This window comes from Kribbella sp. NPDC050281, from assembly GCF_040655855.1.
In the GTDB taxonomy this organism is placed as follows: domain Bacteria; phylum Actinomycetota; class Actinomycetes; order Propionibacteriales; family Kribbellaceae; genus Kribbella.
This window is the reverse complement of record NZ_JBFAKS010000035.1, coordinates 1-14,031: the sequence shown is the minus strand read 5'-3', so window position 1 is coordinate 14,031 and position 14,031 is coordinate 1. Positions and strand designations below refer to the sequence as shown.

Below are 14,031 nucleotides of genomic sequence, written 5' to 3'. Positions count from 1 at the left end.
CAAGTTGTCCCCAGAAAGATCCACAGGGCGCCCGCTGGGCGGCCTCACGGGAGGAGTGATTCGCCGTGCACTGTCCGTATTGCCGGCACGTCGACTCCCGGGTCGTCGACAGCAGGGTGGCCGAGGACGGCGGAGCGATCCGCCGCCGCCGGCAGTGCCCGGTGTGCGAGAAGCGGTTCACCACCGTCGAGCAGATGCAGCTCACGGTCGTGAAGCGCTCCGGCGCGACCGAGCCGTTCAGCCGGGAGAAGGTCATCAACGGCGTCGGCAAGGCCTGCAAGGGCCGGCCGGTCGACGTGGACGCGCTGGCCCGGCTGGGCCAGAAGGTCGAGGACGCGCTCAAGGCGAGCGGCTCGCCGGAGGTGCCCGCGCACGAGGTCGGACTCGCGATCCTCGGGCCGCTGCGGGAGCTCGACGAGGTCGCCTACCTGCGGTTCGCGAGCGTCTACCGGCAGTTCGAGTCGGCCGACGACTTCGAAACGGAGATCGCGCTGCTGCGGGCGGAGAAGGAGCCTGAGGGCACCGAGCCGCGCCCGCTGAAGCCGACCCAGCAGACATAAATCGGGGATTCAGCAGTATCTGGCGTTACTCAACGGGGCGGTCCCGACAGACCGCGGCAGTGCAGACACACGGCGAGGAGCAACCATGACAGAGACGGTGACCGGCCACTCGGGGTCGACCAAGAGGTCGGCGGCCGGGTTCCGTGGGCGCAAGAACGCGCCCGCGGGACTCACCATCGAGCGCATCTTCACCACCGAGGGCGCGCACCCGTACGACGAGGTGACGTGGGAGCGCCGCGACGTCGTACAGCAGAACTGGAAGACCGGTGAGACCGTCTTCGAGCAGCGCGGGGTCGAGTTCCCCGACTACTGGAGCGTGAACGCGTCCACCATCGTCACCACGAAGTACTTCCGCGGCGCGGTCGGTCACGACAACCGCGAGTGGAGCCTGCGGCAGTTGCTCGACCGGGTCGTGAAGACCTACCGCAAGGCCGGTGAGGAGTACGGGTACTTCGCCACCCCGGCCGACGCCGAGGTGTTCGAGCACGAGCTCACCTGGATGCTGCTGCACCAGTACTTCAGCTTCAACTCGCCGGTCTGGTTCAACGTCGGGACCTCGTCGCCGCAGCAGGTGTCGGCCTGCTTCATCCTCGCCGTCGACGACTCGATGGACTCGATCCTGAACTGGTACAAGGAAGAGGGCCTGATCTTCAAGGGCGGCTCCGGTGCCGGCCTCAACCTGTCCCGGATCCGCTCGTCCAAGGAGCTGCTGCAGTCCAGCGGCGGTACGGCGTCCGGCCCGGTCAGCTTCATGCGCGGCGCGGACGCGAGCGCCGGGACGATCAAGTCCGGTGGCGCCACCCGGCGCGCGGCCAAGATGGTCGTGCTCGACGTCGACCACCCGGACATCGAGGAGTTCGTCGACACCAAGATGCGCGAGGAGGAGAAGATCCGCGTCCTGCGCGACGCGGGCTTCGACATGGACCTCGGCGGTCGCGACATCACCTCGGTGCAGTACCAGAACGCCAACAACTCGGTCCGGGTCACCGACGAGTTCATGCGCGCGGTCGAGGACAAGGGTGAGTTCGGGCTGCGGGCGCGGCTGGACAACTCGGTGATCGAGACCGTCGACGCGCGGTCGCTGTTCGACAAGATCTCCCAGGCCGCGTGGGCCTGCGCCGACCCGGGCCTGCAGTACGACGACACCATCAACGACTGGCACACGACGCCGGAGACGGGCCGGATCACCGCGTCCAACCCGTGCTCGGAGTACATGCACCTGGACAACTCGTCCTGCAACCTGGCGTCGCTGAACCTGATGAAGTTCCTCCGCGACGACGACCTGTTCGACTCGGAGAAGTTCGTCAAGGCGGTCGAGCTGATCATCACCGCGATGGACATCTCGATCTGCTTCGCCGACTTCCCGACCGAGGCGATCGGCGACACCACCCGCGCCTACCGGCAGCTCGGCATCGGCTACGCGAACCTCGGTGCGTTGCTGATGGCAACGGGTCACGCCTACGACTCCGACGGTGGTCGCGCACTGGCGGGCGCTATCACCTCGCTGATGACGGGGACGTCGTACAAGCGCTCGGCCGAGCTGGCCGGCGTCGTCGGCCCGTACGACGGTTTCGAGCGGAACAAGGACGCGCACACCCGGGTGATGCGCAAGCACGCCGCGGCCAACGACGCGATCCGCAGCCTGCACGAGATCGACAAGGACGTGCACAAGCACGCCACTGCCGCGTGGGACGCCGTACTGAAGGTCGGCGGCAAGAACGGCTGGCGGAACGCGCAGGCCTCGGTGCTCGCACCGACCGGCACCATCGGCTTCATGATGGACTGCGACACCACCGGGATCGAGCCCGACTTCTCGCTGGTCAAGTTCAAGAAGCTGGTCGGCGGCGGCTCGATGCAGATCGTCAACCAGACGGTGCCGCGGGCGCTGCGTCAGTACAGCTACACCGAGGAGACGATCGAGGCGATCGTCGAGTACATCGCCGAGCACGGTCACGTGGTCGACGCTCCCGGCCTGAAGCCGGAGCACTACGAGATCTTCGACACCGCGATGGGTGAGCGGGCGATCAAGCCGATGGGCCACGTCCGGATGATGGCGGCCGCGCAGCCGTTCCTGTCCGGCGCGATCTCGAAGACGGTGAACCTGCCGGAGACCGCGACGGTCGAGGAGATCGCCGACGTCTACTTCCAGGGCTGGAAGCTCGGCCTGAAGGCGCTCGCGGTCTACCGCGACAACTGCAAGGTCGGCCAGCCGCTGGCCGACGCCAAGGCGAAGAAGGCCTCCGAGGCCGCCGCGGCCGAGACCGAGGCCGTCGCGGAGAAGATCGTCGAGAAGGTGATCGAGTACCGGCCGACCCGCAAGCGCCTGCCGAAGTCGCGGCCGTCGCGGACCACGTCGTTCAGCGTCGGTGGCGCAGAGGGGTACATGACCGCCGGCTCCTACCCGGACGACGGTCTGGGCGAGGTCTTCCTGAAGATGGGCAAGCAGGGTTCGACCCTGGCCGGGGTGATGGACGCCTTCTCGATCGCGATCTCGATCGCGCTGCAGCACGGCGTACCGCTCGAGACCTACGTCCAGAAGTTCACCAACCTGAAGTTCGAGCCGGCCGGTCTGACCGACGACCCGGACGTCCGGATGGCGCAGTCGATCATGGACTACATCTTCCGGCGCCTGGCCCTGGACTACCTGCCGTTCGATGACCGCGCAGCCCTGGGCATCTACTCGGCGGACGAGCGGTCCCGGCAGCTCGACACCGGTTCCTACGAGCCGGCCCCGGTCGAGATCTCCGAGGCCGAGTCACTGAAGTCGGTCGAGCCGGTCGCCGAGAGCGCCGACAAGCCCGTCGTGGCGGAAGCGGCCGCGGCCAAGCCGCTCGACACCTCTGAGGTCCGCACCACCGCTGAGATGTTCGAGCTCATCACCGGCACCTCGGTCGACGCGCCGCTCTGCTTCACCTGCGGCACCAAGATGCGCCCGAGCGGCTCCTGCTACGTCTGCGAAGGCTGCGGCAGCACCTCCGGCTGCAGCTGACCTGCGAAGCGCCAGGTGCGCTGCACCACCCCAACTGAAAGCGCCACGGCCCCCGGGAACTTCCCACATTCCCCGGGGGCCGCAGCGCGTCTAGCTCCGACGAGGTCGGCGGCTGTGCTCGACGGTTTGGTGCCGCGAGCGCGACCGCGGACCTGGCGCCGGCCGGGACGCGGGTCTTCATCGGTCCTTCTCTGGCGGGACGGCGCTGGGTGGCGTCGCGTTCGGGTTCTCGTAGACGCCGGTGATGCTGCCGCGGTCGTTGAGGCCGAACACGATCGTGCGCGACGCGCCCGGGTAGTCGATCCGAGTGAAGGGACCGGTGGGTCCGTTCTTCAGCACGAAGCCTTGAATATCGGTGGCCGTGGGCAACGGCAGCGCATCCGTGGTGAAGCCGGCGATCTGCCCGCGGTCGTTGATGTCGGTGGGGAAGGTCAACTTCGCGTCCGGCGCGTCGATCGTCGTGACCTGGCCGCGGGCGTTCCGGAAGAACGCGTGCGTGGATCCATCGGCCTCGAGGTACAGACCGACCATGTCGCCGCGGTCGTTGATGCCCATCAGCGTGGTCCCGGCAGCGCCGCGTACGTCGATCGTGGTGAACCGCCCTTTCACCCACAGGTAGCCGTGGAACCTGCCGTTCTTGTCGCGGTAGTCGCCCACGACCCGACCGCGGTCGTCCAGTCCGAACGCCTGGGTGGCGACGGCGCCCGGCTTGCGGATCGTGGCGAACCGGCTGCGTGCGTCGCGCAGGAAACCGCGTTGCACGCACGGCTCGGCGTAGCAGGCGACGCCGACGATCTGACCACGGTCGTTGATCTCGGAGACGTAGGTGTCGATCGCGCCCGGGGCGTCGAAGCGTGTGAACCGGCCGCGCTTCTCGCGGACGAACCCGTGGCTGGCTCCGGGGCCGGAGTCGACGTAGGTCCCCGCCACCTGTCCGCGGTCGTTGAGGTCGACGAACTCGTTGCCGCTGATGCCGTCGGGCGGGTCGAAGGCGCTGTAGCGACCCCCGTCCAGGACGAAAACCGGCCCCAACGACCCCGGCGGTTGGTACTCCTTCGCGTGCGCACTCGCACCGACAAGGGTGGCGAGGGCAAGGGTGCTGGTGGTGAGCGCCGCAACCGCGGCGCGATTGCGCAGAGTCATGTCCCGTCCTTCCGAGTGTCGGGGTCGAACGCCCGGGCCTTCGCAGCGAGGCACCCCACGGATGGGGTCGAACACCAGGAGTTGCCACTTTCCCGGGGACCGCGGCGCGTTTACCGTCGAAGCTGTGGAGGGGATCGACGGTCTCCTCGCGACCGGGGCGAAGGCACTCGGCGAGGGAGACTGGAGCGCGGCACGCGCCGTGTTCGCGGAAGCGGTCGGGATCTCGGCAACGGCTCGAGGTCTGGCTGGGCTGGGTGACGCCCAGTGGTGGCTGGGCGACGTACCGGCCGCCTTCTCCTGTTGGGAACGCGCCTACGCGCTCTACCGCCAGTCCGATCCCGCTCACGCCGTCTTCATGGCCCTTGGCCTCAGCCTCTCGTACGACGCCAACTTCGGCGACCGGGCCGCCGCACAGGGATGGGCGGCGCGGGCAGTCCGCATCGCCTCGGAGATTGCCGAGCCCGTACCGGTGGCGTGGGCGTCGTTGGCCCGGGCGTCGTCCGCCGACGATCCTGAGCTCGCAGCAGCGTGGTCGGAAGCGGCGTACGACGTTGCTGCCGTGGCGGAGGATCGCGATCTTGAGCTGTGCGCGCTGAGCATCTGGGGCGCGGCGCTGATCGACCTCGGACAGGTGCTGGAAGGCACCGCATTGCTGGACGAGGCCATGGCCGGCGCGCTGGGTGGCGAGGGGGCTCGACCTGACACGGTCGTCCTCACCAGCTGCCTGCTGATGCGGTCGTGCGTTCGCGGTGCTGACTTCGTGCGCGTTGTGCAGTGGATGCGTTCGCTGGACGAGTTCATCGATCGCTACGGCTGTCCGTACCTGCACTCGACCTGCCGAGCGGCGTACGGCGCTGTCCTGGTGTCGACCGGTGACTGGCCACGCGCGGAGCACGAGCTGACCGCCGCGGCCGAGTTGTCGCGAAACTCGTTGCCTGCCGTCCAGGCAGAGGCGGCGGCCTTCTTGGCCGAGCTCCGACTCGGTCAGGGCCGGGTTGCCGAGGCTCGGCGACTCCTCGTCGGCTTCGAGGATCGCCCCGTCGTACGGTCGGTGCTGGCAGCCGTCCACCTCGCAGCCGGGGACGTGGCGATGGCCGAGTCACTGGTGCGGCGTCAGCTTGTCGATGCGAACCCGCTGGAGGCGGCCCGACTCCGTGAGGTGCTTGGCGAGGCCTGTCTCGTAGGTGGTGACGCTGCCGGCGCTGCTGTGGAGGCCGAACACCTTTCTGCTTTGGGTACGACGACCGACAGCGGACTGATCGCTGCACGGGCTGCTCGGTTGTGCGGGCGAGCTCTGCTGGCACAGGGGGAAGCCGATGCGGCGGTGCGCCGGTTGTCGGCGGCGCTGACGTGGTTCGGCCTGTTGGAGATGCCGGTCGAGGTCGCGCGGACCCGGATGCTGTTGGCCGAGGCGCTGTGTGCCGAGGGCGGCTCGGCGCCGGCTGTGGCCGAGGCCCGGATGGCGCTCACCGTGTTCGAAGACGTCGGCGCCTCGCGCGATGCGGATGCGGCGGCCGCCTGGCTGCGGTCGGCTGGTGCGTCTGCGGCTCGTTCCGGTCCCAGAGGCCTTGGTTTGCTGACGAAACGGGAGCGGGACGTGCTCGGCGTGCTGGCTGAAGGGCTTCCCAATCCGGAGATCGCGGCTCGTTTGTACATCAGTCGCCGTACCGTCGAGCATCACGTGGCCAGCATCCTGTCCAAGCTCGGCGTCCGGAACCGGACCGAGGCTGCGGCGTACCTCACCCGCCTGGAGGAATAGGCGAGTTCACCGATGCTGCGCGCGATCTCCCGGGGTGATGCTGCCTGTGGGAGGTGGAGACAATGCTTCTGGATACTCCGCGCGTCGAGGCCTTCGGCGTACAGATGGGCGAGGTGCTCAACCACGGGGTGCTCACGCTGCTCATGAGCATCGGACATCAGGTGGGTCTCTTCGACACGATGGCGGAGCTGCCACCGGTCACGAGCCACGAACTCGCGGGAGCCGCGGGCCTGCAGGAGCGGTACGTGCGGGAGTGGCTGGGCGGGATGACGGTCGCACGGGTGGTGGAGTACGACGCCGATCGCCGGACGTACTGGCTCCCGCGGGAACATGCCGCTCTCCTGACCCGCGCTGCCGGACCGGACAACCTCGCGGGCGCGACGCAGTTCATCGCCTTGCTTGCTGGGGTGGAATCGCGGCTGGTCGAGTGCTTCCGCCACGGTGGCGGTGTTCCGTACGCGGAGTACACCGAGTTCCATCGGCTGATGGCGGAAGACAGCGGTGCCCTCTTCGACGCGGCACTGCTCGACTCGGTCCTGCCGCTGGTCCCGGGACTGCCGGAGCGACTCGTGGACGGCATCGACGTCGCCGACATCGGGTGTGGCAGCGGGCATGCCATCAACCTGATCGCCGCGGCCTATCCGCGGAGTCGGTGCGTCGGCTACGACATCTCCGCCGAAGGCATCGCGGCCGCACGTGCTGAGGCAGACGGGATCGGGAACGCTGAGTTCGTCGTTCGCGATGTTGCTGACCTGGGGGAGTACGAACGCTTCGACGTTGTCACCGCCTTCGACGCGATCCACGACCAGGCGCAGCCGGCGGCGGTGCTCGCCGGTATCGCGGCGTCGCTGCGCCCCGGCGGTGTCTTCCTGATGGTCGACATCCAGGCGTCGAGCAACCTCCAGGACAACCTGGACAACCCCTTCGCGACCTTCTTGTACGGCGTCTCGACCATGCACTGTATGACCGTCTCCCTGTCCGCCGGCGGCGCCGGCCTCGGCACCGTCTGGGGCCGGCAGAGGGCCTGCGAAATGCTCACCGACGCCGGCTTCGCCTCCGTCGACATCGCCCACGTCGAAGCAGACGCCTTCAACGCCTACTACCTGGCCCACAAGAACTGAGCCGTCCGGCGAGCCACCCCCATGCTGCGTCGTCCTGGGGAGCCGCAGCCATGCTGCGTGGTCCTGGGGAGCCGCCCCATGCTGCGTCTGGCCTGGGGCCGCTCGCCCGGGCTGTGGCGGTCCGGGGCGGTCAGTGGCCGGAGCGGTCGGAGTCGGCGGCGGGGCGGCTGGTGCCGTCGAGGGCTGCGAGTGCGGAGAGCTCGGAGCGCGTCAGGTCGAAGTCGAAGATGTCGAGATTGTCCGCGAGGCGGCTGGGGTTGGCTGACTTGGGAATCGGTACGACGTCCTGCTGAGTCTCCCAACGCAGGACCACCTGACCCGGCGACCGCCCGTGGGCCTTGGCGATCTCCTGCACGGCCGGATGGCTCAGAAGATCGGTCCCCTTACCCAACGGACTCCACGCCTCGGTGACGATCCCGTGCTGCGCATGGAACTCCCGCTCCGCGGCCTTCGCCCACACCGGACTCAGTTGGACCTGATTGACCTCAGGCGCCACCCCGGTCTCATTGATTAGCCGCGACAGGTGAGCCGGCTTGAAGTTCGACGTGCCGATCGCCCGCACCAGCCCCGCCTCACGCAACTCGATCAGCCCGCGCCACGCATCGACGTACCGGTCCTGGTCCGGGTTCGGCCAGTGGATCAGCAGCAGGTCGAGGTACTCGAGGCCCAGCTTGTCCGCACTGGCTTCGAACGCGGTCCGCGCGCCCTCGACGCTGTGCCACCGCTTGTTGAACTTCGACGTGACGAACACCTGATCGCGCGGCGCACCACGCAGCGCCCGCCCGACCCCGACCTCGTTGCGGTAGTTCTCCGCCGTGTCGAACAGCCGATAGCCGGCCTCGAGCGCCTGGCTGACCGCCCGTTCCGCGTCCGCGTCGTTCAGCGGTGACGTCCCCAGACCGACCCGTGGCAGCACCGATCCATGACTCAGCGTGACACTCGGAACCTGACTCATCCTGTCCTCCTTCGGCGGCCGCTGCCCGCCACCGTACCGCCGATCACGGTCCGCTTCCGCGTCGTCCACCGGCGCACGACCGCCGTACGTCGTACGGCCCGGCCCGGGGTCGGGTAGGCCGTCTCAGCCCAAGGTAAACAGGGGAGCAAACTGTCGGATCCGTGGTTCATCATGGTGCGGCGGGGAACGAAACGCTTGGGAGGGATGGGCGAATGAAGAACCGGCTGATCACCCTGGTGGATCTCGGTCTGGACAGCTCGTTCGACGCCTCGATGAGTTTCGTCCAGGGCATCACCGGCAACATCAACGCCGGCTGGGACCAGCCGGTGATCGACGTGAACTTCGTCCGCACCCGCGACCACGAGACCGCGTTCTCTGCCCTGACCACCCCATCGACGGTGCTTCATGTGATGGCACACGGTGATCACAGCGAGGAGCCGTCCTTCCTCTCGACCGACGGCAAGACGCAGGTCTCGCTGCGCTCGCTCGCCGAGTGGTTCCTGGACCGGCAGTGGGGCATTGCCAGTGGCGTCGTCATCGCCGACGGCTGCAAGACCGGCATCGGCAAGTGGCAGCGGGCCATCCGCGACTGTCTCCAGGACGACATCACCTACATCGGCACCAGCACCGTCATCGGCTGGTACGAAGCGACCGTCTTCTGTTCTGCCTTCTACGGCGCCCTGGTCCGCAACCGAGGCCTCGGCCGCACCCCTGCCGAGCAAGGCTGGGACGCCGCCAACCGGGCTATCCGCGCCTACGAGACTCTCACCGACGCCCGCTGCCCGTACAAGCCCGTGGTGCTCACCCCCTCCCGCCGAGCCCTCCGCTCCCTCACCGGCTGACTCACGCTCAGCTACCGACACGCTCCGGGCGGCTACTTTCGGTGGGGCGTGTGAAACTTTTTGTGGTCGCGCTGCGTGGCGAGATCCGTGGTCTGGGTTGCCGGTGACCTGGGTGGCGGAGGACGGGGAAGCCGTCAGGTACGCCTGCGCCGACCTACTGACGTCCGCCCGACGCGGTGAAGGAACGGCCACCATGAAGCTCCACCGGAATTCCCTCCTGACCGCTGCCGCGATTGTCCTGGTCCTGTACGTCGTGTCGCTCGTCGTCGGCCTCCCGAGCTGGGCCGCCGTCGTACTCACCGTGGTGTTGCTCGTGCTGCTTGCGGTGGTCTGGAAGCAGCCCGACGAACCGCGTCCCGTAGTCGCCAGGCAGACGCCGGCACCATCCGTCGTCCTGCCCGATCCAGATCCCGTCTTCTCCGGACCGCCGTCGCGCACGGTGGCCGACATACGGCTGCCGTCCGCGTCGCCCGACTTCCAGTTCAGCTTCTCGGCGGTGGTGCAGTGGTCGACCGTGCTGTCGGGCTCGCGCCACGCGGATCTCGGCGCAGTCGCGGTCCACGCGTTGCTCGAGCGGGCCCGGGCTCTGACCGCGACCCAGCAGGTCACCGAGGAGTCGCTCAACCAGCACCGCCTCGCCGCCACACTTAGTGAGCCCGCCCTGGACGAGAAGGGGCAAGTGCGCTGCTGGGCGACCGAGATCCGGCTGCGGCTGCCCGACGCCGACCAGAAGCATCTCCAGCACCTGGCCGCTCTGCACCGCCGGGAGCAGACGACTCTGCTCGAACGCCGGATGGAGCAGGACAAACGCGCGTACTTGAAGGACGACGTCTTCGCCACACCCGGCTCGGCCGCGGTCTGGTGGCTGGTCAATCACCCCGGCGAGGTCGAGACGGCCCTCGGCCTGCTCGACACCCTTGCCGAACTGTCCGCCGCCGCCAACGACCTCCCGGCACGACGCGCGTCCGCCGACGCTATCGAGCACACCCAGCCGACCCGGGCAGAACTCGCCTTCAACTCCGCGGTCGACACCTTGGTAGCACCGGACCGATCGCACCAGCAGCCCTCCCCGCCTGACACCGGCACACAGCCGCCGAGCGAGGACGACAAGCCCAGCCAGACGTCCGCCAGGTCTGCGGGACTGAACGGCTCCGCACCTAGATCGAGCAAGCAGACGCCGGCCGAGTACCGCGAGCAGTTCTTCTCGGAGTAGGCCGGTGAGGCGGGCCGGCTGCAGGGGAGGCCCACCCCATCGAGATCGGGTCCGCATGGCTACTCGTCCAACCAGCGAATGGTGGTCGCTCCGTTGTGACCATGGACGGTCAGGAGCGCGTGCACGCCGTCCGGCCAGACCGTGGTCGTGGGATAGCGGCCTCCCCAGTGCAGGGCCGCCGTCCCGTCGCTCCACTCGACCCCTTCGGCGACGACGCCCGTACCGCTGATGCCGGAGACGTCGATATGACGGACCAGCTGGAAACAGCGTGGCCCGGACTTGTTCGCGACCTTCAGATGACGCCGGCGCGGGATCGTCCGCAGCAGCGTCGGGGTTCTTCCGCCGATCTCGTTCATGCCTGAAGTCAACGCTCCGGAGCCGGTCCGCACCATGAACCCAACCGGTATCCACAGGGCACAAATTGTGCACTCCGACGGTGACCCGATCGCCGTAACCTGATTGCAAGGAGTGATCGACGCGCAAGGAGCGAACCCGATGACAGTCATCGAAGAATGGACCGGCCGGCATGCGCACGCCTTGCGGGCGGCGCTGCGGCTGACGAACGAGGCCTTCGCCGAGCACCTCGGTATTGCGCCTCGCACGGTCACGAAGTGGCGGGAGAGACCCGAGATCGTGCCCAGTCCCTACCTGCAGGAGGCCCTCGACACCTCACTCAAGAAGGCACCGCCCGATGCCTTGGTCCGGTTCGAGGCCAATCTCGGTCTGGACGAGCGACGGATCCCGCTCGACCATGCCGTGCTCGACCAGCTCAACACGGCGATCGGCGACCTGGCCCGGGCCTTGGCGCGCCTGGAGTCGCCCGATCCGGAGCGATCAACGGCACACTGACCTGTGGCGGCGTACGGCGTAGCGAAGGAGCTGAGGGATGAGGCGGCGGCCGGTGAACTCGTCGAGTATCAAATCGGTCGGCTGGTCCGACGGCACGCTCGAGCTCGAGTACGTCAACGGCTACGTCTACCAATACGACGAAGTCCCGCAACCGACGTACGCCGGTCTGCTCGCCGCACCGAGCATCGGGGCGTACGTGAACAAGCACATCAAGCCGTACTACGACTGTCGCGAAGTCTGACTCTGCGTTTCCGGTGCTCGCGCAGCGGGCACCGGAAGGGGGTTCCACACGGGGGAGCGCCCAGCCCAGGAGGTGGACATGCGCACACGTAGAGCGTCTACGACCAGTTCCCGAACCATCACGATCATCGTTCTCGTCTGGTTGCTCATCGGCCTCGCGGCCGCGGTTCAGCGCAACTACTTCGCGGGTTCGGACGCGACGTGCGCCAAGGTGGGCACGACGCTGGTCACCATCGTCGCCGGCCCACTGAACTACATCGGCGCGAACCCGAAGATCGACTGCACTGCGCCGCAACCGTCGAGATAGCACCTCTCGCGTCGTAGCGTTCCCTCCACGAGGCTCCGAGCCGGTTGGAGCCGAGGGGAGGGAACGTGGACGTTCTGCGCGAGGGAATCGAGGCCGATCTCGAGAAGTTCCGGGTGCCCGGCGCGAGCTGGGTGGTGATCGATGGCAGCGAGATCAAGTACACCGGGACCGCCGGCGTGATGCAGGCAGGCGAGTCTGCGCCGGTGGGACCGGGCACCCTGTTCCAGGCGTGCTCGATCAGCAAGCCGGTCGCGGTCCTCGCGATGCTCCGGCTGGTCGACCGCGGCCTGCTGGATCTCGATGAGGATGTGAACAAACGGCTGACGTCGTGGCAGGTGCCGCCGACCGGAGATTGGCAGCCAGTCGTCACGTTGAGGCAATTGGCCAGCCACAGTGCGGGCCTCACGGTGCACGGATTCCCGGGGTACCACCACGAGGCCACGCTGCCGACGACCAGACAAGTCCTCGACGGCGTCAGCCCGACCAACACCTTCGGCGTACGCGTCGACACCGTCCCCGGGACTCAGTTCCGGTACGCCGGCGGCGGCACCATCGTCCTCCAGCAGCTACTCGAGGACGTGACAGGAACACCGTTCCGGCAGCTGGTCCGCGACCTGGTTCTCGAACCACTGAACATGTCATCCAGCGACTACGCCCAGCCGCTGCCGCCGGAGCTGTACGAAACCGCAGCGACAGCTCACGACGAGGTGGGCCGGCCCATCGATGGACGCTGGCATGCCTACCCAGAGTTGGCCGCTGCGGGACTGTGGACAACGCCGACCGATCTCGCCAAGTTCGCCATCGGCATCCAGCAGGCCTACGCGGGAGTGGATGGTGCGGTGTTGTCGCCGGACCTCGCGCGCGAGATGCTCACGCCCCAGATCTCCGCGAGCGAGCGGATCGGTGGCCTGAGTCATCTCGGGTTGGGACTGTTCCTCGACGACGTCGGACAGCGCTTCGGCCACAGCGGAGGCAACGAGGGATTCAAATGCCACCTGCTGGCGTACCGGGACACCGGGCAGGGCGTGGTGGTGATGACCAACAGCGACAACGGCATGTGGCTTGTCCTGCGCGCGTTCGCTGCGGCAGCCGCGGCGTACGGCTGGGAGGGCTACCCGATGGATGTCGAGCTGCCGGACCTCCCGTCACCGGCCCTGGCTGAGCTGGCCGGTGCGTACCGGCTGGATGGCGGCCCAGCGTTCGATGTCGCACTGCGGGGGACTGGACTCGAGGTGACGTTCGAGAAGCAGAACCCGTTGCGGTTCAGCGCGCGCTCCGGTACCAGGTTCGCAGCCACCACCGCCGACACCGAGCTCGAGCTACGCGACGGCGACCTGGTCTTCATCCAGAACGACGAGGAGATCCCTTGCACCCGCACGACCTGAGTAACCGACTGTGCTCGTAGTGCTCGAAGAGAGTGAGTCGTGCACCCGGGAATAGGTGCGGAAGCACTGGAGTTACAACCTTCGACTGTCCGATGTATGACCCCGGGCCTCAACCTTCGCCGCTTCGAGCGGCCACTCGCCGAGAGGCGTCTGCCGGACAGTTGCAGGACCTCGGGTGGGGGACGAGCGATCGTCTCCCACCCGACCCACCTACCGCCCCTTGACCGGGGGTGGATGATGGGAGTCCACCACTCGCGGAGACGTGAGTGACGGCTGGGAACAGAGGGACGAGCAGGCCGCGGCCGGCGGGCATCGGAGGGGTCCAGGACCCCGATTTGCATCCGCACCGCGAATGTCAGTAATGTTCTTCTTGTTGGAGCGAGGCGCAGGACGCGAAAGCGGCCGGTCCTCCGACAAACTCCCTGAAGGTCTCGGAAGCCGAAACACGCCTCGGCGGGTTTCGGACACTGAGTCGCGCAGGGGGACTGGGACGAAAGAGGCCGATTTGACCGGCCGCGGACGAAACAGTAAAGTTTGGCGAGTTGCCCCGGAGCTTCAAACGAAAGTCTGAAGCGCGGTGTGCGCCCGATTTTTGAGAACTCAACAGCGTGCCGAAAGTCAATGCCGAAAGATGCATTATCCCCGTTCACGGGCATTGGATGGTCTTT

Annotated in this window: 13 protein-coding genes; 10 read left to right on the top strand and 3 right to left on the bottom strand. The window is 67.7% G+C overall.

Translation table 11 applies throughout. The annotated features are described in order from the left end of the window. Positions 1 to 65 precede the first annotated feature (65 nt). Both nrdR and AB0I34_RS31395 read left to right on the top strand, forming a co-directional pair. Positions 66 to 560: a transcriptional regulator NrdR gene (nrdR, locus tag AB0I34_RS31400; protein WP_131354813.1), complete on the top strand. Its 495-nt coding sequence runs from the start codon at positions 66 to 68 to the stop codon at positions 558 to 560. Positions 561 to 645: 85 nt separating this feature from the next. Then, the gene (locus tag AB0I34_RS31395) at positions 646 to 3,549 is read left to right on the top strand and encodes a vitamin B12-dependent ribonucleotide reductase (protein ID WP_360452097.1); all 2,904 of its coding nucleotides are present in this window, start codon (positions 646 to 648) and stop codon (positions 3,547 to 3,549) included. Between the two features lie 177 nt (positions 3,550 to 3,726). Here AB0I34_RS31395 and AB0I34_RS31390 read toward each other — a convergent pair whose 3' ends face one another. Further along, complete coding sequence (locus AB0I34_RS31390) at positions 3,727 to 4,692, bottom strand: hypothetical protein (RefSeq protein WP_360452095.1); 966 nt, start codon at positions 4,690 to 4,692, stop codon at positions 3,727 to 3,729. Between the two features lie 124 nt (positions 4,693 to 4,816). Here AB0I34_RS31390 and AB0I34_RS31385 point away from each other — a divergent pair, with 124 nt between their 5' ends. Beyond that, entirely contained in the window at positions 4,817 to 6,451 is a 1,635-nt protein-coding gene (locus AB0I34_RS31385; protein WP_360452093.1) for a LuxR C-terminal-related transcriptional regulator, read from the top strand. Positions 6,452 to 6,513: 62 nt separating this feature from the next. After that, positions 6,514 to 7,572 (top strand): class I SAM-dependent methyltransferase, encoded by a 1,059-nt coding sequence (locus tag AB0I34_RS31380; RefSeq protein WP_360452091.1) that lies wholly within the window; start codon positions 6,514 to 6,516, stop codon positions 7,570 to 7,572. Between the two features lie 130 nt (positions 7,573 to 7,702). On the opposite strand, the gene AB0I34_RS31375 is transcribed toward AB0I34_RS31380, so the two are convergent. Next, positions 7,703 to 8,527 (bottom strand): aldo/keto reductase, encoded by an 825-nt coding sequence (locus tag AB0I34_RS31375; protein ID WP_360452089.1) that lies wholly within the window; start codon positions 8,525 to 8,527, stop codon positions 7,703 to 7,705. A gap of 212 nt (positions 8,528 to 8,739) precedes the next feature. On the opposite strand from AB0I34_RS31375, the gene AB0I34_RS31370 reads away from it, so the two are divergent. Both AB0I34_RS31370 and AB0I34_RS31365 read left to right on the top strand, forming a co-directional pair. Continuing rightward, entirely contained in the window at positions 8,740 to 9,369 is a 630-nt protein-coding gene (locus AB0I34_RS31370; protein ID WP_131517650.1) for a hypothetical protein, read from the top strand. A gap of 193 nt (positions 9,370 to 9,562) precedes the next feature. Further along, entirely contained in the window at positions 9,563 to 10,582 is a 1,020-nt protein-coding gene (locus AB0I34_RS31365) for a hypothetical protein (RefSeq protein ID WP_360452087.1), read from the top strand. Positions 10,583 to 10,641: 59 nt separating this feature from the next. Here AB0I34_RS31365 and AB0I34_RS31360 read toward each other — a convergent pair whose 3' ends face one another. Continuing rightward, positions 10,642 to 10,938, bottom strand: coding sequence for a hypothetical protein (locus tag AB0I34_RS31360; protein WP_360452085.1), 297 nt, complete (start codon positions 10,936 to 10,938; stop codon positions 10,642 to 10,644). A 139-nt stretch (positions 10,939 to 11,077) separates the two neighbouring features. Between AB0I34_RS31360 and AB0I34_RS31355 the strand changes: the two genes are divergently transcribed. From AB0I34_RS31355 to AB0I34_RS31340, 4 genes are all read left to right on the top strand, one after another. Beyond that, positions 11,078 to 11,431 (top strand): helix-turn-helix domain-containing protein, encoded by a 354-nt coding sequence (locus AB0I34_RS31355; RefSeq protein ID WP_360452082.1) that lies wholly within the window; start codon positions 11,078 to 11,080, stop codon positions 11,429 to 11,431. Between the two features lie 37 nt (positions 11,432 to 11,468). After that, the gene (locus AB0I34_RS31350; RefSeq protein WP_360452080.1) at positions 11,469 to 11,672 is read left to right on the top strand and encodes a KTSC domain-containing protein; all 204 of its coding nucleotides are present in this window, start codon (positions 11,469 to 11,471) and stop codon (positions 11,670 to 11,672) included. A gap of 78 nt (positions 11,673 to 11,750) precedes the next feature. Next, positions 11,751 to 11,978, top strand: a complete 228-nt coding sequence (locus AB0I34_RS31345; RefSeq protein WP_360452078.1) for a hypothetical protein — start codon at positions 11,751 to 11,753, stop codon at positions 11,976 to 11,978. Between the two features lie 65 nt (positions 11,979 to 12,043). Beyond that, positions 12,044 to 13,363 carry a serine hydrolase domain-containing protein gene (locus AB0I34_RS31340; protein ID WP_360452076.1) on the top strand — a complete coding sequence of 440 codons (1,320 nt, stop codon included), beginning with the start codon at positions 12,044 to 12,046 and terminating at the stop codon, positions 13,361 to 13,363. Positions 13,364 to 14,031 lie beyond the last annotated feature (668 nt).

Excerpts from the sequence above, each read along its gene's own strand:
- AB0I34_RS31395 (WP_360452097.1), top strand. The coding sequence starts at position 646 with ATGACAGAGACGGTGACCGGCCACTCGGGGTCGACCAAGAGGTCGGCG.
- AB0I34_RS31390 (WP_360452095.1), bottom strand. The coding sequence starts at position 4,692 with ATGACTCTGCGCAATCGCGCCGCGGTTGCGGCGCTCACCACCAGCACC.
- AB0I34_RS31380 (WP_360452091.1), top strand. The coding sequence starts at position 6,514 with ATGCTTCTGGATACTCCGCGCGTCGAGGCCTTCGGCGTACAGATGGGC.
- AB0I34_RS31375 (WP_360452089.1), bottom strand. The coding sequence starts at position 8,527 with ATGAGTCAGGTTCCGAGTGTCACGCTGAGTCATGGATCGGTGCTGCCA.
- AB0I34_RS31370 (WP_131517650.1), top strand. The coding sequence starts at position 8,740 with ATGAAGAACCGGCTGATCACCCTGGTGGATCTCGGTCTGGACAGCTCG.
- AB0I34_RS31365 (WP_360452087.1), top strand. The coding sequence starts at position 9,563 with ATGAAGCTCCACCGGAATTCCCTCCTGACCGCTGCCGCGATTGTCCTG.
- AB0I34_RS31360 (WP_360452085.1), bottom strand. The coding sequence starts at position 10,938 with ATGAACGAGATCGGCGGAAGAACCCCGACGCTGCTGCGGACGATCCCG.
- AB0I34_RS31355 (WP_360452082.1), top strand. The coding sequence starts at position 11,078 with ATGACAGTCATCGAAGAATGGACCGGCCGGCATGCGCACGCCTTGCGG.
- AB0I34_RS31350 (WP_360452080.1), top strand. The coding sequence starts at position 11,469 with ATGAGGCGGCGGCCGGTGAACTCGTCGAGTATCAAATCGGTCGGCTGG.
- AB0I34_RS31345 (WP_360452078.1), top strand. The coding sequence starts at position 11,751 with ATGCGCACACGTAGAGCGTCTACGACCAGTTCCCGAACCATCACGATC.